29 protein-coding genes and 2 pseudogenes are annotated in these 20,995 nt (G+C 58.4%); 18 read left to right on the forward strand and 13 right to left on the reverse strand.

All coding sequences use genetic code 11. The features are described from left to right. Positions 1 to 4: 4 nt before the first annotated feature. From B015_RS0129025 to B015_RS0129035, 3 genes are all read left to right on the forward strand, one after another. Positions 5 to 595 (forward strand): hypothetical protein, encoded by a 591-nt coding sequence (locus B015_RS0129025; protein ID WP_026227874.1) that lies wholly within the window; start codon positions 5 to 7, stop codon positions 593 to 595. Between the two features lie 299 nt (positions 596 to 894). Further along, positions 895 to 1,851, forward strand: a complete 957-nt coding sequence (locus B015_RS0129030; RefSeq protein WP_018431283.1) for a hypothetical protein — start codon at positions 895 to 897, stop codon at positions 1,849 to 1,851. After that, entirely contained in the window at positions 1,841 to 2,878 is a 1,038-nt protein-coding gene (locus B015_RS0129035) for a PLP-dependent cysteine synthase family protein (RefSeq protein WP_018431284.1), read from the forward strand. Before B015_RS0129030 ends, B015_RS0129035 begins: the two co-directional genes overlap by 11 nt. Before the next feature lie 37 nt (positions 2,879 to 2,915). Here the strand turns inward: B015_RS0129035 and B015_RS31880 are convergent, their stop codons facing one another. Both B015_RS31880 and B015_RS33475 read right to left on the reverse strand, forming a co-directional pair. Next, complete coding sequence (locus B015_RS31880) at positions 2,916 to 3,992, reverse strand: threonine synthase (protein WP_280657987.1); 1,077 nt, start codon at positions 3,990 to 3,992, stop codon at positions 2,916 to 2,918. A gap of 179 nt (positions 3,993 to 4,171) precedes the next feature. Next, positions 4,172 to 4,324 (reverse strand): hypothetical protein, encoded by a 153-nt coding sequence (locus B015_RS33475; RefSeq protein ID WP_157632954.1) that lies wholly within the window; start codon positions 4,322 to 4,324, stop codon positions 4,172 to 4,174. Between the two features lie 121 nt (positions 4,325 to 4,445). Between B015_RS33475 and B015_RS0129050 the strand changes: the two genes are divergently transcribed. The 4 genes from B015_RS0129050 (at position 4,446) to B015_RS0129070 (ending at position 6,861) form a co-directional block, all read left to right on the forward strand. Further along, positions 4,446 to 4,724, forward strand: coding sequence for a helix-turn-helix transcriptional regulator (locus tag B015_RS0129050; RefSeq protein WP_040457469.1), 279 nt, complete (start codon positions 4,446 to 4,448; stop codon positions 4,722 to 4,724). Between the two features lie 297 nt (positions 4,725 to 5,021). After that, the gene (locus tag B015_RS31885) at positions 5,022 to 5,645 is read left to right on the forward strand and encodes an autoinducer binding domain-containing protein (protein WP_245262443.1); all 624 of its coding nucleotides are present in this window, start codon (positions 5,022 to 5,024) and stop codon (positions 5,643 to 5,645) included. 43 nt (positions 5,646 to 5,688) lie between these two features. Next, positions 5,689 to 6,348: an acyl-homoserine-lactone synthase gene (locus B015_RS0129065; protein ID WP_018431290.1), complete on the forward strand. Its 660-nt coding sequence runs from the start codon at positions 5,689 to 5,691 to the stop codon at positions 6,346 to 6,348. 12 nt (positions 6,349 to 6,360) lie between these two features. Further along, entirely contained in the window at positions 6,361 to 6,861 is a 501-nt protein-coding gene (locus tag B015_RS0129070; protein WP_018431291.1) for a GNAT family N-acetyltransferase, read from the forward strand. Between the two features lie 80 nt (positions 6,862 to 6,941). On the opposite strand, the gene B015_RS0129075 is transcribed toward B015_RS0129070, so the two are convergent. From B015_RS0129075 to B015_RS33975, 7 genes and pseudogenes are all read right to left on the reverse strand, one after another. After that, positions 6,942 to 7,967, reverse strand: coding sequence for a succinylglutamate desuccinylase/aspartoacylase family protein (locus B015_RS0129075; RefSeq protein WP_040457474.1), 1,026 nt, complete (start codon positions 7,965 to 7,967; stop codon positions 6,942 to 6,944). 14 nt (positions 7,968 to 7,981) lie between these two features. Then, positions 7,982 to 8,731 (reverse strand): amino acid ABC transporter ATP-binding protein, encoded by a 750-nt coding sequence (locus B015_RS0129080; RefSeq protein ID WP_018431293.1) that lies wholly within the window; start codon positions 8,729 to 8,731, stop codon positions 7,982 to 7,984. An 89-nt stretch (positions 8,732 to 8,820) separates the two neighbouring features. Then, the gene (locus B015_RS0129085; RefSeq protein WP_018431294.1) at positions 8,821 to 9,480 is read right to left on the reverse strand and encodes an amino acid ABC transporter permease; all 660 of its coding nucleotides are present in this window, start codon (positions 9,478 to 9,480) and stop codon (positions 8,821 to 8,823) included. Beyond that, positions 9,470 to 10,129: an amino acid ABC transporter permease gene (locus B015_RS0129090; protein ID WP_018431295.1), complete on the reverse strand. Its 660-nt coding sequence runs from the start codon at positions 10,127 to 10,129 to the stop codon at positions 9,470 to 9,472. The genes B015_RS0129085 and B015_RS0129090 overlap by 11 nt, the downstream gene beginning before the upstream one ends. Then, entirely contained in the window at positions 10,126 to 11,019 is an 894-nt protein-coding gene (gene ehuB, locus B015_RS0129095) for an ectoine/hydroxyectoine ABC transporter substrate-binding protein EhuB (protein WP_245262436.1), read from the reverse strand. The genes B015_RS0129090 and ehuB overlap by 4 nt, the downstream gene beginning before the upstream one ends. Positions 11,020 to 11,129: 110 nt before the next feature. Continuing rightward, positions 11,130 to 11,783, reverse strand: coding sequence for a hypothetical protein (locus B015_RS32345; protein WP_157632956.1), 654 nt, complete (start codon positions 11,781 to 11,783; stop codon positions 11,130 to 11,132). A 612-nt stretch (positions 11,784 to 12,395) separates the two neighbouring features. Further along, positions 12,396 to 12,616: pseudogene (locus B015_RS33975) on the reverse strand (MucR family transcriptional regulator); the annotation flags it as partial. Between the two features lie 472 nt (positions 12,617 to 13,088). On the opposite strand from B015_RS33975, the gene B015_RS0129110 reads away from it, so the two are divergent. The 10 genes and pseudogenes from B015_RS0129110 to B015_RS33980 form a co-directional block, all read left to right on the forward strand. Further along, positions 13,089 to 13,298, forward strand: a complete 210-nt coding sequence (locus B015_RS0129110; protein WP_026227877.1) for a cold-shock protein — start codon at positions 13,089 to 13,091, stop codon at positions 13,296 to 13,298. 376 nt (positions 13,299 to 13,674) lie between these two features. Next, entirely contained in the window at positions 13,675 to 14,055 is a 381-nt protein-coding gene (locus B015_RS0129115; protein WP_018431299.1) for a DUF6481 family protein, read from the forward strand. A gap of 61 nt (positions 14,056 to 14,116) precedes the next feature. Next, positions 14,117 to 14,392: a hypothetical protein gene (locus B015_RS0129120; RefSeq protein WP_018431300.1), complete on the forward strand. Its 276-nt coding sequence runs from the start codon at positions 14,117 to 14,119 to the stop codon at positions 14,390 to 14,392. Between the two features lie 93 nt (positions 14,393 to 14,485). Continuing rightward, on the forward strand, positions 14,486 to 14,740 hold the full coding sequence (locus B015_RS0129125) for a DUF982 domain-containing protein (RefSeq protein WP_018431301.1): 255 nt from the start codon (positions 14,486 to 14,488) through the stop codon (positions 14,738 to 14,740). 819 nt (positions 14,741 to 15,559) lie between these two features. Continuing rightward, complete coding sequence (locus B015_RS32920; protein ID WP_081623613.1) at positions 15,560 to 15,823, forward strand: hypothetical protein; 264 nt, start codon at positions 15,560 to 15,562, stop codon at positions 15,821 to 15,823. Beyond that, positions 15,820 to 16,122, forward strand: a complete 303-nt coding sequence (locus B015_RS0129140) for a hypothetical protein (RefSeq protein WP_026227879.1) — start codon at positions 15,820 to 15,822, stop codon at positions 16,120 to 16,122. The genes B015_RS32920 and B015_RS0129140 overlap by 4 nt, the downstream gene beginning before the upstream one ends. A 172-nt stretch (positions 16,123 to 16,294) precedes the next feature. Then, positions 16,295 to 16,549, forward strand: a complete 255-nt coding sequence (locus B015_RS31895) for a hypothetical protein (RefSeq protein WP_018431306.1) — start codon at positions 16,295 to 16,297, stop codon at positions 16,547 to 16,549. Further along, positions 16,530 to 16,859 carry a hypothetical protein gene (locus B015_RS32925; RefSeq protein WP_081623603.1) on the forward strand — a complete coding sequence of 110 codons (330 nt, stop codon included), beginning with the start codon at positions 16,530 to 16,532 and terminating at the stop codon, positions 16,857 to 16,859. Before B015_RS31895 ends, B015_RS32925 begins: the two co-directional genes overlap by 20 nt. Next, on the forward strand, positions 16,856 to 17,131 hold the full coding sequence (locus tag B015_RS0129150; protein ID WP_018431307.1) for a DUF1488 domain-containing protein: 276 nt from the start codon (positions 16,856 to 16,858) through the stop codon (positions 17,129 to 17,131). The genes B015_RS32925 and B015_RS0129150 overlap by 4 nt, the downstream gene beginning before the upstream one ends. A gap of 36 nt (positions 17,132 to 17,167) precedes the next feature. Further along, positions 17,168 to 17,305: pseudogene (locus B015_RS33980) on the forward strand (transglutaminase family protein); the annotation flags it as partial. Between the two features lie 609 nt (positions 17,306 to 17,914). On the opposite strand, the gene B015_RS33985 reads toward B015_RS33980, so the two are convergent. From B015_RS33985 to B015_RS33990, 3 genes are all read right to left on the reverse strand, one after another. Next, positions 17,915 to 18,241 carry a GMC family oxidoreductase gene (locus tag B015_RS33985; protein ID WP_081623604.1) on the reverse strand — a complete coding sequence of 109 codons (327 nt, stop codon included), beginning with the start codon at positions 18,239 to 18,241 and terminating at the stop codon, positions 17,915 to 17,917. Continuing rightward, positions 18,238 to 19,077, reverse strand: a complete 840-nt coding sequence (locus B015_RS31900) for a GMC family oxidoreductase N-terminal domain-containing protein (protein WP_343123013.1) — start codon at positions 19,075 to 19,077, stop codon at positions 18,238 to 18,240. Before B015_RS31900 ends, B015_RS33985 begins: the two co-directional genes overlap by 4 nt. A 191-nt stretch (positions 19,078 to 19,268) precedes the next feature. Then, the gene (locus B015_RS33990; protein WP_343123014.1) at positions 19,269 to 19,535 is read right to left on the reverse strand and encodes an FAD-dependent oxidoreductase; all 267 of its coding nucleotides are present in this window, start codon (positions 19,533 to 19,535) and stop codon (positions 19,269 to 19,271) included. Here B015_RS33990 and B015_RS33140 point away from each other — a divergent pair. Further along, entirely contained in the window at positions 19,495 to 19,722 is a 228-nt protein-coding gene (locus B015_RS33140) for a hypothetical protein (protein WP_085941147.1), read from the forward strand. The two genes, B015_RS33990 and B015_RS33140, sit on opposite strands and share 41 nt — an antisense overlap. Before the next feature lie 205 nt (positions 19,723 to 19,927). Here B015_RS33140 and B015_RS0129170 read toward each other — a convergent pair whose 3' ends face one another. Continuing rightward, the gene (locus B015_RS0129170; protein ID WP_081623615.1) at positions 19,928 to 20,917 is read right to left on the reverse strand and encodes a LysR family transcriptional regulator; all 990 of its coding nucleotides are present in this window, start codon (positions 20,915 to 20,917) and stop codon (positions 19,928 to 19,930) included. Positions 20,918 to 20,995: the final 78 nt, after the last annotated feature.

Here is a 20,995-nt window from a genome sequence, read left to right on the forward strand (position 1 = left end):
GATCATGAAGACGCCACAGCGGAAATTCGTTGTCGAGTTCAAATCGCCTCGGCGCCGGACAAAGGCACAGACAAACTCGATTTGGGACGACACTGATCTGAAGGCGTTGACCAGGGAAGTCGAAGATCTGCACCCCAATCTGGCTCTTCCGGGCCACGAGCCCGATACCGTCATCGCAGGTGCAGTGACGTTACCCGAAGCGTTCGAGGCTGCAGACGAAGCAGACGCTGCCGCTGACGTTGTTCAAACTACCAGCACAGCAACTGGTATTTTGGCGACTGACGGGTTGCCCGACGCTGATACCGAACATCCCGAGGCTGCATCGTTGGCGGCAGTGCAAGAAAATGTACGCTCAACGAAACCTCGTTTGAAATCGCAGGGTCCTGCTAAAAGGCGTGTCGAACGCAGCCAACGGTCGAAGCGAGCCAGCGATTATCAGAGCGCAAAAACCACGCCTGTCGCAGGATCAGTTTCGTCGGATGAACTTGCAGCTCTTGAGGTAGAGAACAAGCGCCTGAAACAATTACTGGCCGAGCACCTTCGATTCCAGAACGTACAACTCACGCAGATGCTGTCACGGTTTGGTCCCAACTAAGCTCTGCCCATGAGCCTTATATGACCGTTGCGGCGCCGCTGGTCGCGAAATAAAAACTGCTGGTTTGCAGCGGGAAAAGTCTGCCGGAAATCAGTTGAAATACGCCTGATTTAGCCGCTGTATGAGTCGTCACGGCGATGGATCTTGCCCCCATCATAGTGACGAAGACCTCCGCTTTTGGCCGCCATCGCATAGTCGTCTATTCTGAAAGTCCGGCAATCGCCAAATGTGGCGAGTGACGTGTACGCTTTCCTCGATCAAATTCTTCATCCAGCTCGATGTTGCGATGGAGAAGAGTGATGACAGGGCTCGCGAAATCGTATCCCGACCCGATTCAGCCAAATGTTGTCCAACACGACGGAAAGGGTCGGGCCTGTGCACATCACGGCGAACTGATTCAGGGCGTATTCCAGGATGAAACGGGACGGCTGCACCGCGGACTGGTCACGCTTCCACTGCGCAACATGGGCTCTCACGCAATCTTTCAGAGAGCTGACCGGCAAGGGGTCAGCGTGGTTCCGCCGGAAAAGACCAAGGCGGCAAAGGCAGCGCTCCTCACTCTGAGGCATTTGGACCGCCAAAATCAGGGCGGCCTTCTCACGGTGGAAGGCACAATTCCTGTAGGCCATGGATATGGCTCCTCCACGGCCGATGTCGTTGCATCGATACGCGCTGTCGCCGATGCATTTACGACGATGCTTCGACCTTCGGTTGTCTCACGTTTGGCGGTCGAAGCCGAGATAGCAAGCGACGCCATAGCCTATGAGGACCAGGCTGTTCTGTTTGCCCAGCGCGAAGGCACGGTGATCGAGCATTTCGGTGACGCCTTGCCGCCGCTCTGGGTCATAGGCTTCAAGGCAAATGGCGGGCAACCGGTCGATACGCTCGTTTTGCCTCCTGCTCGCTATTCAGGCGAAGAGATCCAGACTTTTGCAATGTTGAGAGGGTTGGCAGCCCGCGCAATAAGGCATCAGGACCCATATCTGTTGGGTCAGGCAGCCAGCCTCAGTGCAAAGATCAGTCAACGTCATCTCGCCAAGGACCAATTCGAAACTGCCATTGGCATTGCGAACGCGTATCGGGCCTGCGGAGTGCAAGTCGCCCATAGCGGATCTCTGATCGGTATTCTCTTGGACGCTACGGCATACGGCCTGGCCGACGCTAGCCGCAACATTGCAGAAGCAGCCGTCGCAGTCGGTTTCAGAGACGTTTCAGTGCAGCCGATCTACCCGAGAGGAGGGGCAGATGAGCATTGACGCAGACTATTTCAGGGCGCTCGAGACGCCCCGAATGGCCCGGTTGGCCGACAACCTTGTCGGGGCAGCCTTTCCGTTGATGAAACTGATGCCAGCCCGTTTCATCCTCGACCGGGCTGAAGCAGCAGGCGAGCTCAAAAGCGGAGCGCATGTAGTCGAAACAACATCGGGCACATTTGGCATGGCGGTGGCGCTTCTCACCGCAGCCCGCGGCTATCGACTGACATTGGTCACCGCCTCAAGCCTGATGGACCCTAAGTACCAGGCGCGACTTCAGCGCCTTGGTTCTGAAGTCATCGCCCTCGACGATCCCCGAGGCGATGGCAATCAGACCGGTCGGCTCGAAAGTCTGAACACCATACTGCGAAAGGAGACGGACGCCTTCTGGACCCGCCAGTATGACAGCGACGGGAACTGGCTCGCATACGCGCGTCTAGCCGATCTTTTTGTGCGCGCAATGGGCCAGATAGACTGCCTTGTCGGATGCATCGGTACCGGAGGGTCACTTTGCGGAACCGGCACGTTCTTGCGATCTGTGTTTCCGGATCTCAAGATCATTGGCGTCGACACGCATCGCAGCATCCTGTTTGGACAGCCGCTCGGAAAACGCGTTCTCAGGGGCCTGGGAAACAGCGTTCTTCCCAGGAATGTTCGCCACGAGCTCATAGACGAGATTCACTGGGTTGGGGCTTACCCGGCATTTCATGCTGCCCACCGTCTGTTTCGACAGCATGGAATGTTCATGGGCCCAACCAGCGGTGCCGCAGCCCTTGTCGGTCAGTGGGTGAGCAAAACCTCTCCCGATGCGCGGGTCGCCGTGATCTTGCCGGATGAAGGCCATCGGCATGCAGACACAGTTTACAGCGACATTTGGCTCGCCACCTTGCCTGGTTGGAGGACCCCAGCATCCAGCGCGCCCACAAGAATCTCCAGGATCGAACCCAGACCAGAGACTGCGTGGACACGTTTTGACTGGGGGCGGCGCAGCCTTGATGACGTGTTGCGCCTCCAGCAGACCGACGGCTGACAATGTGCGGGGCCCCGGCAGCTCAAGGCAATTACCCTCAGGCCATTCCGTGGCCCTTCAGGAACCAGTTCCAGGCATCCTCAGTTGTGTTGAATGCGCCATAGTCTGCCCCAGGGTCGGTCGACCGATCGAGATCCTTGAGGCCGCCAGCAGTAACGACTGCAACGACGCTATCGGTTGCGGCAATTATCCTGCGATCAGTCAGGGCCCTTATCGCCATGAGAGGGGTAACGGACGCCAGTTCTGCAAAAATTCCTTCGCTCCTGGCGAGGCGTGACTGCATGTCGACCAGGCCATCGTTGGATACCTGAACCGCATGGCCTGACGATTCTCGAAGTGCCCGGAGCGCCTGATAGGTACTACGCGACGTGCCGATCGAAACGGCGATTGAGGCGAAACTGGCTTCCTGTTCCGCAACCTGATCCGTCCCTTCGGCGAGTGCGGCCGTCAGGGAACCGTGGACCTCCGCTGCCACCATTTTCGGGAGGCAGTCTATGAGACCGGCGTGGAAAAGTTCCTTGAACCCGGCCCACACGCCAGAGAGTGCGTCGCCATAGCAGACCGGCATGACACACCAGTCTGGAACATTGCCTGATCTCTGTTCGACAATCTCGTATGCGATCGTCTTATAGCCCTCGATGGCAAGTGGATGACTACCCACCACAGGTGCGCTGAAAGGAGAGGTAACAAACCAGCCAAACCGGTCCTGCGCTTCGGCAAGGATCTTCCACCTGTCAACCTTGTTGGCCAGCGTAAGGACAATGGCCCCATGCTTCCTGATCTGGGACAGCATCGGACCGGCAGTGCCCGCAAACGTCGCCACGACACAGTCCATGTCCGCTTTTGCGGCGTAGGCTGCAAGAGAAGCGCCTGCATTGCCCGATGATGCCGTGGCAACTACCTTCGCGCCCTGCGCCCGCGCAATCGAGACCGCTACCGTCGAGAACCTATCCTTGTACGACCAAGTCGGATTACGGCTCTCATCCTTTATGGCAAAGTTGGGCACGCCCAATGATGAACCTATCCGGGAACAAGGGGTCAGAGGTGTCTGGCCTTCACCCAGGCTAACGATGTCCTTGGATGCACAAGGTAGCCTTTGGATATATTTCCACAACGACGAACCACCGGCTTCCTCCCCTGAAAAGGCCCGGCCGACGTCTGACTGCTCACCATATATCGGCGCCAGGTTGGCAGGTGCGACCGGCGCACAAAGCGGACAACCCCTCGAGTCAATCGCCAGTGTTGCGGGATAACGCGCGTCGCACCTTATGCAGGCATAGCCCGTTACGCTTGTCACGAACGAGCCTCCGGGAAAGACTTGGCGCTGCTGGTGGCTCCCCACACCAGGGCCAGTGGAGTAAACCGGATAGCCGTTCTGTTCGATTTCTCCAAACGCACTTCAGAATTGATAAGCTTGACCATCAAATTCTGAGAAAACTGCTTCATCTCAACTCTCACCATAGCGAGTTCATGCCACTCGACTTCAATCAGGCATGTCGGTTGAAGTCAATCAAAATGACTCCTAAAGTGTGCCATCCTATAATGAACAATGGAGAGGTTGCACCGTATGGACCTGCGACATCGACTGGGCCTTAACGTACGCCGGCTGCGGAGAGACAGAGAGCTGTCGCAAGAGCGCCTCTCGCTTCTGTCGGGTCTCTCGCGGGCCTATGTAAGCAGCGTTGAGACAGGTCGCCGAAATGCAACACTGGATACGTTGGAGATCCTGGCACGGACCCTTGGCGTCGACGGATGGGAACTGATTGCCGTCCCCACTGAGCTCGACACTGAAGCCGCGCCGATCGCAGCGGCAAAGAAAACAGATGACAATTTTGAGGATTCTTAAAAAGAAGCCCCTAAGACAAATTTAGGCTATTGACCAACCCGTCTGCAAAGACCTCTAGTTATTAGATACATTCCTTTCAATAGTACCTTCGTTACATTGCATTTTCGGCCGTCAAAAATATGATTTCTTACACCATTCTGTCCACGATTCGGGAGGCCCACGATACGTCTCGACGAAGAAAGACTAATCCTTGAACTGGTCCAGGCGGCCCATGACCTCTCGCAGGTCAGTGCAACTTCCGATGTCCTGAAAGCCCTCAAAGGCCATCTGGCGCGCTTTGGCTTCACTGATCTCCTGATCACTGGCCTGCCGGTACCCCAGGATCGACAGTGGCACCGCGAAATACTTTGCGATGGCTGGCGCCAGGAGTGGTTTCGCCGTTATGTCGAAGAGGGGCATTTTCAGCATGACCCTTGTGTCGCTCGATGCAGGCATCGAGCCTTCCCCTTTCTTTGGAGCGACTTGCAGTTCGAGCCCATGTCACCGCGCGCAAAGCTGGTGATGGATGAAGCCCGGGCTTTCGCCATGAAAGACGGACTTTGCGTTCCGATCCACATCCCTTTCCGGGGGCCTGCCGTCGTGACCGCAGCCGGGGAAAGACTAGAACTGTCTCAAGTGGCGCGCCCCCTGGTTGAAGTCCTCTGCGTGAAAGCCTTTCAAACGATCTGTCGGCTGGAAGGGCTGCTTGACGTCGAATGCGGACCAATACTGGGACCTCGCGAAGCCGAGGTTCTCCAGTGGAATGCCGCGGGCAAGACCGCTGAGGAAATCGGGATTATCCTGAACGTATCGACATTCACAGTGCAATCGCATCTCCGCCACATCCGCGAAAAGCTCGGCGCAAACAACGTCTCGCGAGCCGTTTCCAAGGCAATCGTCCTTGGCGAAATCCAGGCAGGCAATGACAAGATCTGGCGATAGCGACTAACCCGCCGGCCAAATACAAACGGGGCAGGAGGTCGCCATGCGCCGCGTATTCATCGTCGACTGGTCAAACAGGAAGCTGTTTCAGCAACAGATGGAACAGCATTTTCGGCTGCGTCATGAAATCTACGTCGTCGAACGACAGTGGCAGTCAATTGCACGCCCCATCGATATCGAGATGGACGCATTTGATACCGAGCATGCAATTTATCTGCTTGCTCTGGATAGTTCTGGCGATGTCATAGGAGGATCAAGGCTAATCCCATCAACCCGACCACATCTCCTTGGCGACGTGTTTCCCCATCTCGCCAAGGGCAATCCGCCCCGCGCTCCCGCCATCTACGAATGGACCCGCTTCTTCATTGCATTTCCGCACCGTGCCACAGGCAAATCCGCGCGCCTGGCAGGCGAAGTGCTTTGCGGCTTGATGGAAGCCAGCCTGCAATTGGGAGTTAGGCAGATCAGCGTCGTGTGTGAGGCATTCTGGCCAGCCAGGCTGCGGACGCTGGGTTGGACAGTGGAGGTTCTGGGCGAACAACTGGCGCTCGACGACAGCGAGATAGTCGCAGCACTCATCGAGGTCACTGAGGCGGCGCTGGAAGGCACCCGACGCTTTTACAGCATAGAAGGGCCAGTGCTCCATCCATCGGTCGTTCTTGCACCTGTTCGCGCGACTGAGGCCGCGGGCCATGCACATTAGGAGGCGCCGCAGATGCAGTTGCACCTCCGGGCGCTTCTACTGTCCGACGAGCATCTCGTCGCAGGGCTACATCTCGACGCAGATCAGCGGGAGTTTTCGGGCGGACATGTCAGGGAGATTTTCGACCGCCTTCGTAACAGCCCGTATCCGGAAGCTCTTTACCCTTTCATCGTGCATCACGGCGACGATGCAATTGGCTTCTTCGTTCTCAGAGAGGCGCCGGCGCTCCCTGTCTGGGCGTCTTTAGACGTGATGACACTGCACAATTTTCGTATTGGCCGACAGTTCCAGCGCCGGGGCTTTGGCGCAACAAGTGTCAGGCAGGCAGCGCACTGGGTGGCTAAAAACCGTCCGAAGATCTTGCAGTTGATGTTGTCAGTGAACCCTCAAAACGAACCAGCTTGCGCTCTCTATCTGAGCTGCGGGTTCCGTAGCACCGGCGCCTTCCACCAGGGGCGCATTGGCCCCGAAACGATAATGACGGGCGAGATTGCCATCCTCTGCGCCTCATAGGTGGCAAGCGGAAGCATTCGCGGAACCACCATCGGAAAAGCAAGCTCACCCTGACTTGGAGCCTCCGGACCATGTCTCAATCAGATCCAAGGATTGGACAGTGGCGTGTCCACCACGAGCTTGAACAGGCAGTCCCCAGGCTCTGTTAGGGCAAGGGCCCGCTGACAAGCGACAACACCCGACTGGCCGAAGTGCACCGATCTTGGCGCTGTTGCCGGCTCCGCAACAGAATGAATGATGCCGGCGAGGTCTCCAGTCTGGATCTCGTCGCCCAGAGCCACCGCCGGCTCGAATATGCCCCCAACCGGCGCATAGGTGAACGCCTGCCTGCCATCGACCCGCATGGATCGGGTTTTCGCGGCCGGCTCGACGATGGCGTCGGGCAAGATGGCCATGTGCTTCAGCACACGCAGGATCCCGTTGCGCGCGAGGGCTTCCCCTTGCCGGGACATTGACGCTCCTCCGCCGAGTTCAGTGGTCAGTGCCGGAATGCCAAGCATCTGTGCCGTCGCCGAGAGTGTCGTGGCGCCGCCGCCGCCCGAACCATCGCTGATCGAGCCGATGGACGCGCCAAAGACATGCATAAGTTCAACGAGCCTTGCCGTCTCGGCTTCGGTCTTGCCGACCCGGATCAGACAGCAGGGGAGGTAAAGCAGCGAGGTGCCGCCCGAGTGCAGGTCGATGACGATGTCGGCAAGCGGCAGCAACACCGTCGAGACGTAATGGGCAATCATCTGCGTCGGTGAGCCATCGGCGTCGCCTGGAAACATCCTGTTGAGATTGCCTTCATCGAGCGGCGACACCCGTCTGCCTGCGTCTACGGCAGGATAGTTCAATGCCGGAAGGAGGATAATCCGGCCACGGAGATCGCGCTCATCAAGCTGCCGGGCTAGCTTGCCCAAGGCAACCTGACCCTCATACTCGTCGCCATGATTGCCAGCGATCAGCAGTGCGGTCGGTCCATCGCCGTTTCTGATGCAGATAATCGGGATTGGAATGGTGCCATAAGCTGAACGGTCGCTCGAAAACGGCAGCCGCAGGCAACTTACCTGCTTGCCGTCCCTGCGGAAATCGACGTCCGTCCAGATGCGTGTCTCGTTCGCCAATGTCGCCTCCACCCTCAGTGCAACAGCGTGTTGAGGAAAGACCGGGCGCGGGGGTGGTTCGGCGTCGAAAAGAACGCTGTCGGCTCGCCCTGCTCGACAATGCTGCCCTGATCCATGAACACTACCTGGTCGGCCACCTCGCGGGCAAAACCCATTTCGTGGGTGACGCAGATCATGGTCATGCCCTCGTGAGCCAGCCCGGTCATGACGTCGAGCACCTCCTTGACCATTTCCGGATCGAGAGCGGAGGTTGGCTCATCAAACAGCATCAGGCGCGGGTTCATGCAGAGCGCACGCGCAATCGCCACCCGCTGCTGCTGCCCGCCCGACAGCTGTGCAGGATATTTGTTGGCCTGCTCGGGAATGCGGACCTTTTCGAGGAAATGGAGAGCCAGGCTCTCGGCTTCGTTGCGCGGCATGCAAAGCACCCGCCGCAGTGCGAGAGTACAATTCGACAATACAGTCAGATGCGGAAACAGGTTAAAGCTCTGGAACACCATTCCGGTCTGCCGACGAGCGAGAGCTGTCTGCTTGCTGTTGGCGCCGACCTCGATCACCCCGAGTGTCACCGTTCCCTGCTGATAGGCCTCAAGCCCGTTAAGACAGCGGATGAGGGTGGACTTGCCCGAACCGGAGGGCCCGCAGATGACGACGCGGGATCCGTTAGGGATGACGAGGCTGACCTCCTTCAACACGTGGAAGGCGCCATACCATTTGTTGAGCGATGATATCTGGACGGCAGGCTTATCGACTGTCTGGGTCATGGATTTTCTCTGCAGTTCGCCTGAAAGGAGCGAGCTAGGTCTATGATTTAGCTAAGATGTTGCCGGCGGCTGGGTTGCCAGACGGTGGGCTATCTGCCTGTCGGCCCAAGCAGGCGGACCTCAAGCCGTTTGATGACCTGGGAAATCAGGAGTGCAAGCCCGAGGAAGATGAGACCGGCAACCATCAGCGGCTCGGCATAACGATAGGTGTCGGATGCAATGTCGAAGGCACGACCCAGCATCTCCGGCACCGCAAGCACCGCAAGATAAGGTGTCGCCTTCAGGATCGAGACGAAGTAGTTGCCCATGGGCGCTGCGATGTTGCGCAACATCTGCGGCGCAACGACAAAGATGGTTGCATCGATCCTGCCGAGACCGAGCGCCTTGGCGGCTTCCGCCTGACCGTTGGGGATAGCGTCGATACCCGCCTTGAACACCTCAGCGAGATAACCACTGTAATAGAGGCTGAGCCCGATCATGCCTGTGGTTAGCGCGCCGAGGCGAATGCCGTAGAAGGGCAGAATGAAGTACAGGCAGTAGAGCCAGACCAGCACCGGCGTTGCCCGGATGAAGTCGATGACGAACCCGATGAACAGGCCTCCCACACCGCCCGAACGCCTGACGAGCTCGAAGCCGAAACCGATAGCGGAGGCGCCAAGACAGCTGACCGCTGCCACCAGCAGCGTCATGCCGATGGCGCCGAGGATGGTTGGCGCCGTCGAAAGCGCAAAGGCGGGATCAAACTGCACGAAGCGCCTCCCTTGCGGGGTTGATACGCCGTTCCACCCATCGACCGAACAGCGCAATCGGATAGCAGACGATGAAGTAAGCCAGCAGCAGCGAGGTGTAGATCGGCGCCGGGTCGTATTCGATCTGTGAGATCTCCTTGGCGCGAAAGGTCATGTCGGTCAGCGTGACCAATGAAACAAGCGATGTCGCCTTCACCAGCTGAATGATGTGGTTGATGAAGGTCGGGCTCATCGCCACCAGCGCCTGCGGCAGCTCGATGCACAGGAGGATGGTGGACCGCGACAAACCCAATGCCTGGCCAGCCTCCTTCTGCCCGCGGTCCAACGCCTGCAGGCCGGCTCGAACCGCCTGGCTCGCATAGCCGCCAATGTTGAGGCCCAGCACCATGGCGCTGACTGTCATTGCCGACAGTGCCAGACCGGCGATGGGCAGGGCGTAATAGAATACAAAGAGCAGGATGATGACGGCGGAGCTGCGCCAGAACTCAATGATCGATGTCACCACGAAGCGCGCCAGGCCCTTGGTCAGATATTGGGCGACGCCGAAAACGAGGCCGAAGGGGATGGCAAAGACAAGGCCATAGAGCGTCACCAGAGCGGTGACGCGAAACCCCTGCAGGATGCCGAGCCAAATTTCTAGGATGCTCATTTTGCGGCACCAGCCATGCTGCCACCGCAGAGCTTCTCAACGGTGACGGTTTCTGGAACGATCTCGGTCTCGCCAAAGCCATATCTGGCCATGACCTTGCGGGCCGTGCCATCTTTCGTCAGTGCCGCAAGCCGTTCATCCCACAGCGCCCTGAGATCCTGATCCTCGGTGCGAAAGGCGACCGCTGCATAGGTGGCCTGTTCATCCGTCGTCACGAAGGGAGTGGCGCTTTCCAGACCCTCAAGCTTACCGCTCGAAAACAGCCCGATCGCGGTAGGAGAAGACAGCACCGTCACGTCGACGCGGCCGGAGCGCAGGGCAGAGATGTTCGCCTCAATGTCGGGGAACAGCAGCATGCGGCTTTCCGGAACGCCGGCTGCGGTCGCATTCCTGACTGACACACTGCCGCGGCCCGCACCCATGATGATGTCTTGCCGCACGATATCGTCGAAGCCATGGATCCGCTTTGGATTGCCGGCCAGCACGATCGCCGCGTCATGGACCTTCAGATCAGGAGATCCGAAGGCGACCTGCCTGCAGCGCTCCGGCGTGATGGAAAGACCGGAAGCCACCGCATCGAAGCGGCCGGCCAGCAGCCCCGGGATAAGGGCGCCAAACTCGGTTACCCTGATATCGAGTTCCTTGACGCCAAGTTCGGAGAAGGCAGCCCTCAACAGGTCCGGATGCCATCCTTTGGCTTCGCCAGTGGCCTCATCGCGAAAGCCCCATGGGGTCCGGTTGTGAATTCCGATGACGATCTTTCCCTCGCGCATGACACGCTCCTTCGTCGTCTCGGCCATGGTCGCGCCGCAGGGCAGGGCGAAGGTCAACGCAAGCAATGCCCTCCACATCGGCGCAAACCGCTGAAGCACAGAACTCCCAAAAGTCATTTTCTCTCTCCCATTCTTGTCAAAAAGGTTGCTTCGGCGGCGAATGCGAGGACGCCTGGCATCTAGCCGTGCAACATCGCGGTCTCGCCTCCCGCGATCCCGAGATGCGCTCAGCCTCGCCGTGGATGGTGTTTGGTGGCTTTTTTGGCGGCGGACACGGATGGGCGAAGACCGGAGGTCTCTGCGTCCAACCCGCTTTCGCCCAATGCCTTTAGATCCGCCAAGGTCGACTGGATTTGCGGCCAGGGGAACGCCGATGTGTCCGCCATGGTCTCGCCACCGCCGACAATGATCTTCAGTTTTGCGATCACCCCGGCGATTGACTGGGCGGGTGTGTCGGCAACAGCGTCGACAATCTCTTCTTCAGCCTCGATGGCCTGCGCCTCGGCGGCACGGGCTCGCGAGTATCCGATCTCGCGATCGAACTCGTCCCAACGTGTCTGACGAGCTGTCGGTACGGATGCTTGCGGCGGGCGCTTCTGGTCGTTTTGGAGGCCACCTTCGGTTTCCGAGGAAGCCAGGGCGTTCCTGATCCTTATCTCCAGGCGCTGCTGCAGGCGGCACAAAACCAAGGCCATGTGGTGTGCCTGTTCCCAATCCTGCAGCAGGACAACACAAGGATCCAATGGCGTAAGGAAATGCGCGGGGCGCCGCTCGGCATGTGCCACGCCATTACTTCTCGCATCGTCATCCACAGCGCTGCCCTTCTTTCGTCCTCCTTGGATGACGAAAGGCAAAGCTGTGGTATTGTCGGAATCAGCCATGATCCGAGCTCCAACCAGCTTGGGTTTGGTCAGGCTGGCCAGGATGTTCGCGCATCACGGTCAGCCGCTCTGGGTGGCGGGCCCGGTTTTGCCGTGCGCCCTCAGAGGATTGATAGAAAAAATATCAATAAGCCCTTTTGGATGTCAATAGAAAAACTATCAAATTACAAAATCACTACTCGGCAAGTGAAGGCCGCGAGGGCGCTCCTCGGATGGTCTCAGGGAGACCTTGCCAATCACTCTGGGGTTTCAGAACCGACTATCGCTCGTCTGGAGGCAGAGGACGGTGTTTTTGGTGGTCGCCCAGATACCACTGCCAAAATATTCAATGCCCTCGTAATTGCTGGCATAGTGTTCATCCCTGAAAACGGTGGTGGAATGGGTGTAAGGCTCGTCCGCGCGCCCAGTCCCTGACAGGCGCCTCGAACTTGTGGAAGGTCGGAGGCGGCCGCTACAAGCAATATCAGCCTTTGTCTAACCCCTCGGCCTCGCAAGCGGTAGCATTGGTGCGCATCCAGCCGCTCCTAGTCGACGCCTCCTTGCGGCAGCCACGCTTCGCAACCACGAATCCGATATCTCAGGCTGCCCAACTCGGAGCCGAAAGCTGTACGCCTAGCGACCGGTTTGCCTTTCGTGCATCCCGCTTTGCTTGCAAGCTTCTTTTTGGGCAGGCTTGCGGCCGAGTCCAAAGCTCTTGGCTACCTCAGAGCGACGAAGCGAATAGTTTCGGCGCAACCATGGGATGATCCATGGGGAGCCCCCCACTTGGCACGATATTGTTCTGGCGTGAGCCCATGAAGCGAAAGGTGGCGCTTGAGCATCCTGTACGGCTTGCGCCAGCATCGAAACCCAGCTTTCCGGGAACATTGATGCACGAAAGTCCACCTCGATCAGGCGGGGAGGGGAGGTGACTCCAATTCAGAGACGGCCAACCCGTGCGGTCGACAAGCGACTTGGATTTCCAGGCTGGCTGAAGGCAGCTGTATGGCAGCTATGCGCCCTTAACCCGGCCATTCCGTCTGGCTTTTCGATCTTCCACAAGCGGTCGCTCAGTTGGGTCGGCATAAAGATGGGACCCGCTCGCGATGCGGTACAACCATATGTCGAGGTCACTGTTTCTCGAAGCTAGAGGTTGACATCTCGACGTGACTATCCTAAACGTCCGCAATCGATATTTGCTTGCTGAGCTTTGGTTACCGCGCGTTTGGCACCGCGCCTTGAACGAACCTTTTCTTTCAAAAATCGCTATCACCATCTGCAGCGCTTCGGCGTTGTGGCTCCCGTATTGCTATGAAAGGGTTCATCATGACCACTGGCACCGTTAAATGGTTTAATTCCACCAAGGGCTTCGGCTTCATCCAGCCAGACAACGGCGGCGCAGACGCCTTCGTTCATATCTCGGCTGTCGAACGTGCTGGGATGCGCGAACTCGTCGAAGGCCAGAAGATTGGCTTCGATCTTGAGCGCGACAAGAAGTCGGGCAAGATGTCGGCCTGCAATCTGCAATCCGCTTAAATAAAGGTAGCTACTTCTCTTTGACCACGGATGTACTGGCATCGTAGGAAGCGCGTTATCATTCTGAGGCCAGGCGGTTTGCCTGGCCTTTTCATTTTGGCCGCATGGCTGTACCTGGCTAATCTGATGACAGAAACGTACAGCAGGTATCGCTTGCGAGCTTAGCCTGCCCCAGCAATGTCGGGATCAGGTCCGTTTCAGAATCAACCCATCGGCAAGGCTCGAGCGCGCGACGCCATTGAGCGAAGCTGAGACGTCTTGGCTTCGTTAAGTGCGCCCCGCAAAGGGTACTCGGAGCGGACCTCCGCTATATCCAGCCTTTGGCCGAACTCACCAGGACAGACTGTTCGCCTTCTGCCTCTTTAAGGAAAAAGATTTGAGAAACCTTCGAAACAATGATTTCGTCGATAGACGTTCCACTGCTGCGGACGCCAAGGCGCACCTTCTTAACGCCTATCGGACCGCGAAGGAAATTGCCGAACCAACGCGTCTCGCCAGACAAGCTGAGCGAGTCACACTTGTGGAAGCTCGTGACGCACGCCGTGCCGAAAGGAACAGACTAAAGCTTGAAGAGCAGACCCGATTGGAATTGATCGCTGCCGCGGAGAAAGCGACCGCCGCTGCCGCAGCTACGGCAGAGACAGAGGCGCGCAAGGGTGCCGAGAACGCTCGCATTGCGCGGTTGGTGGAAGACGAGGCCGCACGTAAAGCCGAACGAGACAGGCGATATGCGGCCCGCAAGGCTAGGCAGGCTTAGGGCTTTGAAGAGCGGGCTTTCCACGCGAAATTCTCCATAAACTCGCGCGATAGGAGCATGCATGGCACCGGATAGAAACGAGTTACAAGCGATCAATACGGCCTGGCAAATTGCAATTCAGGAAATACTGCGCATGGTCATACGTGATATGTATCATGCTAGCGGAGAAACTGAATTCAAGACGCATATCAAGCGAGTTGAAGAAGCCGCGGTAGACAGTATTCGTACTGATCTCAGGCTCCGCGGTACCGACGAGTGGACAGAGGTGCTCGTCAAGGAACGCGCGAGCAATTTCGTCACGACGCTTTTGACATCCTTCAGTTACGATCGCGCCTGACGCTACAGCTTTACTCATGCCCGGCGACAATCGCGCGTATCATCTAGCCGAGACAATGCTGGCCTTAGTCAGGCGCTTGGCCTATGTGAGGCTATGGATAGCAATCGTTTTGAGAACCACATTACCGTCAAGGTAGATGCCACAGGCGCGATACATACGCTCCGCACGCCCACCGAAGCATACGAATTTCTCCTGGGAAGTTGGAATGCAAAGCGCAGCGAGAAATATCGCGCAGCACTGCAAGCGTGTTCTGATGCCAGCCTCAGCGGCAAAACGACGATGGCCGCTCGTCGCGCGGTCCTAGCGGTCGCTCGTGAGGCTGGCATCCTCTACGACGAAAAGGCCTAGTCGCTCAACGTCTTCCGATTGGTTTCATTTTGCTCCGATGTATCGTCATCGGATTTACGAGCGTTAGCCTTGGCCGCTTGCTTGTCAGCCTTCTTCGCCGCCTTGGCGCGATCTCGCTCCATTCGCTCGTGATTGTAGTTTGGTGGTCTAGCCATAAGTTCTCCTTAAAAAGCTGGAGTACACGTGCCAGGGGGTGTCGGCAACGGCAAAGCAGGATCTGGCCCTACCGACAGCCAGTTCGGCTGGGAACGACGGCTTCGCCGTAATAGCTGCTACGGCAAAGCGACAGGCCTCGATCATTTTCACCGAAGTCCGCATGTTGACGACCAGCGTCTTCCTAAGGCCGACGCGCAGGCGGCGTCACGTGGCCACGGCGGCACTCGATTATGGGAGTGCGAGATGTATTCCCTTAGAAAATTCGGGTGAGGGAATAATTTTATCGCTCAATTTCGTCGGTTTAATTTGTAATTCCTGGATTCTTCCGATCCCTCTAGGAGGTTTACTTGCCTCGAAGAGCCATTGTTTGATTCCATATAAAATAAAATCTGCTCACGCCTTGCAAAAGTGACAGATAAATCCCATATGAGAAGCTCGTTGATTTGGCCGACTGGCTTCTTGCGGTGTCAGAGACACCGCCATTTACCACCGAATTATCGATAGCGAATGCATCAAGCGCCACGCCGGTGCGCATATCGCTCTATTCGAACCTTGGGATGAACCTGACGCTGACCACGGATGTACTGGCAGCGCCGATTTCGTTCCGGTTCGAGTAGGAAAAATGCAGGAGTGCGCTCGCGTGCTTCTGCGGAGGTATCGACCGTGGCAACACGCACCACACAAGCCATCGTCCGCTTCTCCGTGCCCTTCATGCTACCCGGCTTCGACGCCGCACAGCCTGCCGGTGATTATCGCGTGGATCAGGATGAAGAGTTGCTGGAAGTATCGTCCCGCCTTGCCTGGAGACGTGTTGGTGCCTTCGTTCATCTGCCCGCCATCGGCATTGATGGCCAGGGACATCAGATGGCGCCGATAGATCTCAAGGATCTCGACGCCGCTCTCGCACAGGATCACCGACAATCATGAGATCGACCACCCCTATCCGACGCCCGGTCCGTCCCACCCGCCACGAAACTCCTTCTCATCTCTTCGCGATCGGACAGGCTGTCCGGCTCAAGGGGGGATTCGGGAGAACAGCTTTGGCTGACGATATCTACCGCATAACCGGTACACTCCCGGCCCATGGAGATTCGCTGCAATATCGCATCCGCAACGACGACGAACGCTATGAACGAGTGACGACACAAGACAGCCTCGAGCCGGTCGGCATGTCGCAAGCCGTCAATGGCGCAACTCTCATGGAAAGAACATTCGGACATGGCTAAGGGCCATAAACGAAGCAGTCGCGAGATCAGAAAGCCTAATCAGGAGAAGGCCTCACTAACGCCTGAAAGCACCTTCGGCAATCAGATAAAGGCCGCTACAAATGCCAAGGCGTCACAAGGCAAAGTTAAGCACTGAGGCAGTGCCGCTCCGACTGAAAGACCAAATTGCGCCATGAAAGTTATCATCGAGTTTTACCGCACGAGGGAGACAGATGACGCCCATGCTGTCGTGGGCCGAGAGGTGGTAGAAACCACCAATCTCGCCAACGCCATCGAGATTGCGCATCTGCTTTCACAGACACTCGATATGCCTCAACGGCCCGATGCCATGGCGATCACCGATTTATCCGGTAACGCACTGTTTTCTGGCATCGTTGATGGTGCGGCAACCAAGAAAGGGCACGATCATGACCCGATACGTAGATGAAACCGAACGGGCGCAGCACAATCGCGCGAAAGGCGTCTGGGACAATGACGACGGCGTATCCGTCCGCGCACCAATCGACGAACAATATGGCCGCCGCATCGAAGCTGACCGATCCTGGACCATCTACCATGTCTTTACCGGCGTTCCAGCCAGCCGGGAAGGGCTCCGGATGATCGGCCTTAGCCGCTCGGTCGCAACCGACGGCATGCTTTCCCTGAATCGTCGGAATGACAGGCGCCGAATTGGGGGCATGGACGGCCTTTTGCGGGTGCCATTTCTGAAGCAAGCAGCCAGAGGAGATCGACAATGACCCTTGAATTCCTGAACCCCAGCCGCAGCTTCGATGAAGTGCGCAAAGCCATTCGCTTTATCGGGCACGACGGTATGTTCGAGGTGCCGTTCTTTGTCGAAGTGGAGGCGTTGGCTAGGTCCTCTGCCGGACTGCGCAGCATGGAGCTATCGGAGGAGATGTATCTTTCTACTTTCGATTACGCGCGCGGGTCGATCGAAAATGTCGCCCGTGAAGCCTATTCCCATGGCCGCCAAACCTCCTATACCCTTACCGCTGCCGATTTCCGGTAAAGAGATCAATCTCTGCTGATCCGCAACAGGTGTTAGATCACACTGACCTGTCACCAGCCAACTGCCTCTTGTGTCTGCCGTTGGTCCAGGAGATCGCAGCTGACATCCTCCTACTGCGCCCTTTTCGGCAACCGCTGCCGGAGAGCGGTTGCGCCCGCTGGCAGCTTGACCATGTGCACGATCGGCTATCACGACGAGCTTGGGTGCGACGGACTTGCAAGGTTCGCCGCCCCGTGAGGGTGGCGTGTCTCTGGTCAAGGGCCTCTATTTCATCGGTAGGCCGTGACAGCAGAACCGGGCATCCGCGCTGATCATGGGGATCGGCTCCGGTGTAGGAACCACCGTTGACAAGGTCGCGTTGGTGCAGGGAATACCCATCCACATTCGGCCCCCAACTCCGCCGCCTAAAGGAATTTAGCGAACGGCATGTTTTAGCCGAATGGAGGACGCACCCGAACGGACCCGATGAAGTCGGCTGTGAACGGCAACTATATGCTGGGTGCCACCCGGAACCGGACAGTCTGCAATTCGGCCCCGAAACGACCTTTGATATGACGACCTGCGTGTCTTCAATGGGGCCGATTGGGATTTTTGATCAGTAGACCGATGATCTGCTTCTCATCCTCGATAGGGCAATGGAGAATTCGACCGTCCGTCTAGCCGACTTCTAAGGGCATCGCGGAAGAACGATCACGGTTGGTTCATGCGCGAAGGAACTGCTAAAAGCGCCCCGGCGCGTCGAAGACTTCGCCGCCCGGTGTCGGTGCGAATTGCCCTCAAGTTTCACGCTGTGGACAACGATGCGAAGTGGTCGCGGATATAGGCAGCGGCTCGCAGCGCCAGCGCTGAGATTGTCGGCGTCGGGTTCACGGTTCCGCCTGTCGTCAGGACACTTCCGTCGATGATGAACAGATTGGGCACTTCCCAACTTTGGGCCCAGACGTTGACCACAGAGCTTTCAGGGTCCTTGCCCATCCGGCAGGTGCCCAGCATGTGCCAAGCGGGTGTTCGATATACGCCATCCTGGTCACGGTAGTCCTGGAGGCGGTAGTCGATGGCGCCGCACGCCCGCGCAAGGTCCTTCAGCTGGTCAAGCATGTAGTTCATCATGCGTTTGTCGTTCTCGCCCGGGCCATCTGCACCTTTGCCCCAGGCATTCCGTCTGAATCTGTTCGGACGGTATCAAGCGTCACGCGGTTTTCTGGATTGGGAAGGTCATCGCCGATGGCAAAGACGCCGATCGAATGGCCGAAATGACTTTCGAACCACTGATGGTGGCCGGCGCCCCAGGGGGCGCGGGCCGAGGAGAACCGTCCGGCCGCCAGCTCGCCGGCGGAAGGGGTCGAGCTGACACAGTTGAGATTGAAGCCATTCACGAAACCGCGCGATATGTCGGTTTCCGCGAACTCGCGCGAGATAAGCGAGGCGGCAAAGCCGATATGGCCGTCGACGGGGCCATTGACCCACATTTCGCTAGCGACAAGCGTGTGGCGCAGCAGGTTGCGGCCGACCTGGTCATTGCCATTGGCCAGGTTGTCCGAGGCGAGCAGAAGCCGCGGCGTCCCTATGCCGTTTGCCGCGAGGACGACAATTCGGGCTTTCTGAAACAGGACCTGGCCGGAGTTGCGGTCGACGTAACACACGCCGGTGGCGCGGCCATCGGGACCTTTCTCGACCTTGAGGACGCGGGCATGGGTTCGCAAGTCGCACCCTGCGCGGATCGCCTTGGGCCACACCGATGTCGCAAACTCATTCATCGAACCGCGAGGACAGCCGTTGCATACGCCGCAGTTGTTGCAGCCGGGGCGCCCGTCATAGTCTTCGGAAATGACGGAGGCCTCCACGGGCCACCAGTGCCATGCGGGCGCGTCAAAACCTCTCGAGAGCCGTCGTGCTACGTCAGACATAGGCAATGGCCGTGTCGGGCAGCGCTCGCGCGGCGGCATTGCCCTGTCGCCTGACAGGCCTGAGACGCCTATGATCTTGTCGGCAAGTTCATAGTGAGGCGAGATGTCGTCATAGGTGATGGGCCAGTCGGGCTGGAGTCCGTGCTCGGTACCCTTTCGAAAGTCGGATGGACGATACCGAGGCCAGAGGCCGCCGTACACATTGGTGGACCCTCCAATGGCATTCCACATCAGGATCTGTGACGAGTCGGAATTGACCGGATAATCATCGGCATGTTCGCGCTTGTTGACGTCAGGGTCCAGCCGGTGCGTCTTTGCCAGGACCAGTCCGCGAGGCGATGCGGTCGGTCGGCAGCATTCAACCACGATCCCTGCTCAAGGCACACCACATCCAGTCCCGCCTGCGCGAGCACCAGTGCTGCCAGGGACCCGGTCGCCCCGGCACCGACAATCAGGATGTCACAAACACGCTGCCCGCTCATCGCTCCAGCCCCCATTTCACTCAACGAGGAGCATGGGCGGATCGAATACACCAGCGAGTTGCCGCCTGCGGTAGGGGATCTTCTGCGCATCGTTCCAAACCACGCCTGCGTCGTCAGCAACATGGTCGATTCCGTGCATCTCGTCAGGGGCGAGCACTACGTCCAAGCAGAGCCCGTTGCCGCAAGAGGACGGATCACCTGACATCGATTGCAGTGCACCCGCCAACTCTTGGTCGGCTTGGTTGACGGCTATCTATCGACCGGTTCGTCCGTGACGGCGGACTGGGTTGAGCGCGCGGCGCGCCTGCTGATGCTGGCGCTGACAACCACTCAGGATTTCAGGGAAATCCAGGAGATCTTCCTGCGATGTTGACCGCACGCGTGTTCGACCGCGTGCGGTGTAGGCTTCAGAAACGGGCATCGATCCGCTTGCCGGCTTCGGTCCCGGCTAGGTTCGCCATCTGTTTATCTATTATGTCCTGCACCTGGCCTATCACGTCCAGGTAGTGCTCGGTCAGGCTGGCGGCGAGGCTGTCGAACATGGTGCTGTAGCCGACGCTCGGCGCATGAACCACGGACAACTCATAGCCGATGCGCGGCACGAATCGTCGAACGGCCGCTCGGGTGGTGTCGACCTGGACGGCAGCCAGCGGATCGATCACGGCAATGCCCAGCCCTCGATTGACGTATTGCGCCACGGTTCCTGAGAAAAGGCTTTCGACCCTCAGGCGCGGATGCGAATCCGCTGCCCGGAGCAGCGCGTGGAGTTCCAGCCGCATCAGGCTGCCGGGTCCGAGCGCGACATAGTCCTGCCCATGCAGATCACTCGGCCCGACAAACTCCTTGGCGGCAAGAGGATGCTCCAGCGGCATCACACAGACCACCTCCGTCACCGGCAGCGGCAGGAATTTCAGGTCGGTCCGGCCCGGCGGCAGTGCGACGAAGCCGATGTCCGCCTGCCCGACGGCGACATGATCGATGATTTCCGACGATGCGCCGGTGTGGATAGAGATAAGGATATCCGGGAACTTCTGTGAAAAATCGCGAACCGCATCCGGCATGCAACTCGCCGAGAGCGATGGGATCGCGGCGATGCGCAGCGAGCCGGCGCTGTGCTCGCGGATGATCATGGCCGCCTCGCGCAACCGGTCCGTGCTGACGAAATACCGCTCCACCTCGCCGAAGAACGCCCTGGCCTCGGGTGTCGGCGCCACCGTCGCTCCAGCCCGCGTGAACAGCGGCATGCCGAGATCGTGTTCAAGGTCGTGGATCAGCCGGGTGATCGCCGGCTGCGACACAGACAGCAGCTTTCCTGCGCGGGTGATGCTGCCGGAGACCATGACGGCACGGAATGCCTCGATCTGACGAGGGTTCAGGGATCGCGATGAACGTTTCATGCCGTCATCATGCGCGGTGCGCCGCATCCTCGCAACGACACTGGGCGGGCCTATCCCGCCCAGCGTCCCTGCGAACCG

It is taken from the genome of Hoeflea sp. 108 (genome assembly GCF_000372965.1).
In the GTDB taxonomy this organism is placed as follows: domain Bacteria; phylum Pseudomonadota; class Alphaproteobacteria; order Rhizobiales; family Rhizobiaceae; genus Aminobacter.

Bases quoted from the DNA above. Each gene is read 5' to 3' on its own strand.
- B015_RS0129050 (WP_040457469.1), top strand. From the start codon at position 4,446: ATGGACCTGCGACATCGACTGGGCCTTAACGTACGCCGGCTGCGGAGA.
- B015_RS0129170 (WP_081623615.1), bottom strand. From the start codon at position 20,917: ATGAAACGTTCATCGCGATCCCTGAACCCTCGTCAGATCGAGGCATTC.
- B015_RS0129120 (WP_018431300.1), top strand. From the start codon at position 14,117: ATGGCACCGGATAGAAACGAGTTACAAGCGATCAATACGGCCTGGCAA.
- B015_RS0129090 (WP_018431295.1), bottom strand. From the start codon at position 10,129: ATGAGCATCCTAGAAATTTGGCTCGGCATCCTGCAGGGGTTTCGCGTC.
- B015_RS0129140 (WP_026227879.1), top strand. From the start codon at position 15,820: ATGAGATCGACCACCCCTATCCGACGCCCGGTCCGTCCCACCCGCCAC.
- B015_RS0129030 (WP_018431283.1), top strand. From the start codon at position 895: ATGACAGGGCTCGCGAAATCGTATCCCGACCCGATTCAGCCAAATGTT.
- B015_RS33475 (WP_157632954.1), bottom strand. From the start codon at position 4,324: ATGAAGCAGTTTTCTCAGAATTTGATGGTCAAGCTTATCAATTCTGAA.
- B015_RS33990 (WP_343123014.1), bottom strand. From the start codon at position 19,535: ATGGGGGCTGGAGCGATGAGCGGGCAGCGTGTTTGTGACATCCTGATT.
- B015_RS31900 (WP_343123013.1), bottom strand. From the start codon at position 19,077: ATGCCGCCGCGCGAGCGCTGCCCGACACGGCCATTGCCTATGTCTGAC.
- B015_RS0129150 (WP_018431307.1), top strand. From the start codon at position 16,856: ATGACCCTTGAATTCCTGAACCCCAGCCGCAGCTTCGATGAAGTGCGC.
- B015_RS0129125 (WP_018431301.1), top strand. From the start codon at position 14,486: ATGGATAGCAATCGTTTTGAGAACCACATTACCGTCAAGGTAGATGCC.
- B015_RS0129110 (WP_026227877.1), top strand. From the start codon at position 13,089: ATGACCACTGGCACCGTTAAATGGTTTAATTCCACCAAGGGCTTCGGC.
- B015_RS0129025 (WP_026227874.1), top strand. From the start codon at position 5: ATGAAGACGCCACAGCGGAAATTCGTTGTCGAGTTCAAATCGCCTCGG.
- B015_RS33985 (WP_081623604.1), bottom strand. From the start codon at position 18,241: ATGATGAACTACATGCTTGACCAGCTGAAGGACCTTGCGCGGGCGTGC.
- B015_RS32925 (WP_081623603.1), top strand. From the start codon at position 16,530: ATGACCCGATACGTAGATGAAACCGAACGGGCGCAGCACAATCGCGCG.
- B015_RS0129080 (WP_018431293.1), bottom strand. From the start codon at position 8,731: ATGACCCAGACAGTCGATAAGCCTGCCGTCCAGATATCATCGCTCAAC.
- B015_RS32345 (WP_157632956.1), bottom strand. From the start codon at position 11,783: ATGGCTGATTCCGACAATACCACAGCTTTGCCTTTCGTCATCCAAGGA.
- ehuB (WP_245262436.1), bottom strand. From the start codon at position 11,019: ATGACTTTTGGGAGTTCTGTGCTTCAGCGGTTTGCGCCGATGTGGAGG.
- B015_RS0129035 (WP_018431284.1), top strand. From the start codon at position 1,841: ATGAGCATTGACGCAGACTATTTCAGGGCGCTCGAGACGCCCCGAATG.
- B015_RS0129065 (WP_018431290.1), top strand. From the start codon at position 5,689: ATGCGCCGCGTATTCATCGTCGACTGGTCAAACAGGAAGCTGTTTCAG.
- B015_RS33140 (WP_085941147.1), top strand. From the start codon at position 19,495: ATGTCACAAACACGCTGCCCGCTCATCGCTCCAGCCCCCATTTCACTC.
- B015_RS0129070 (WP_018431291.1), top strand. From the start codon at position 6,361: ATGCAGTTGCACCTCCGGGCGCTTCTACTGTCCGACGAGCATCTCGTC.
- B015_RS31895 (WP_018431306.1), top strand. From the start codon at position 16,295: ATGAAAGTTATCATCGAGTTTTACCGCACGAGGGAGACAGATGACGCC.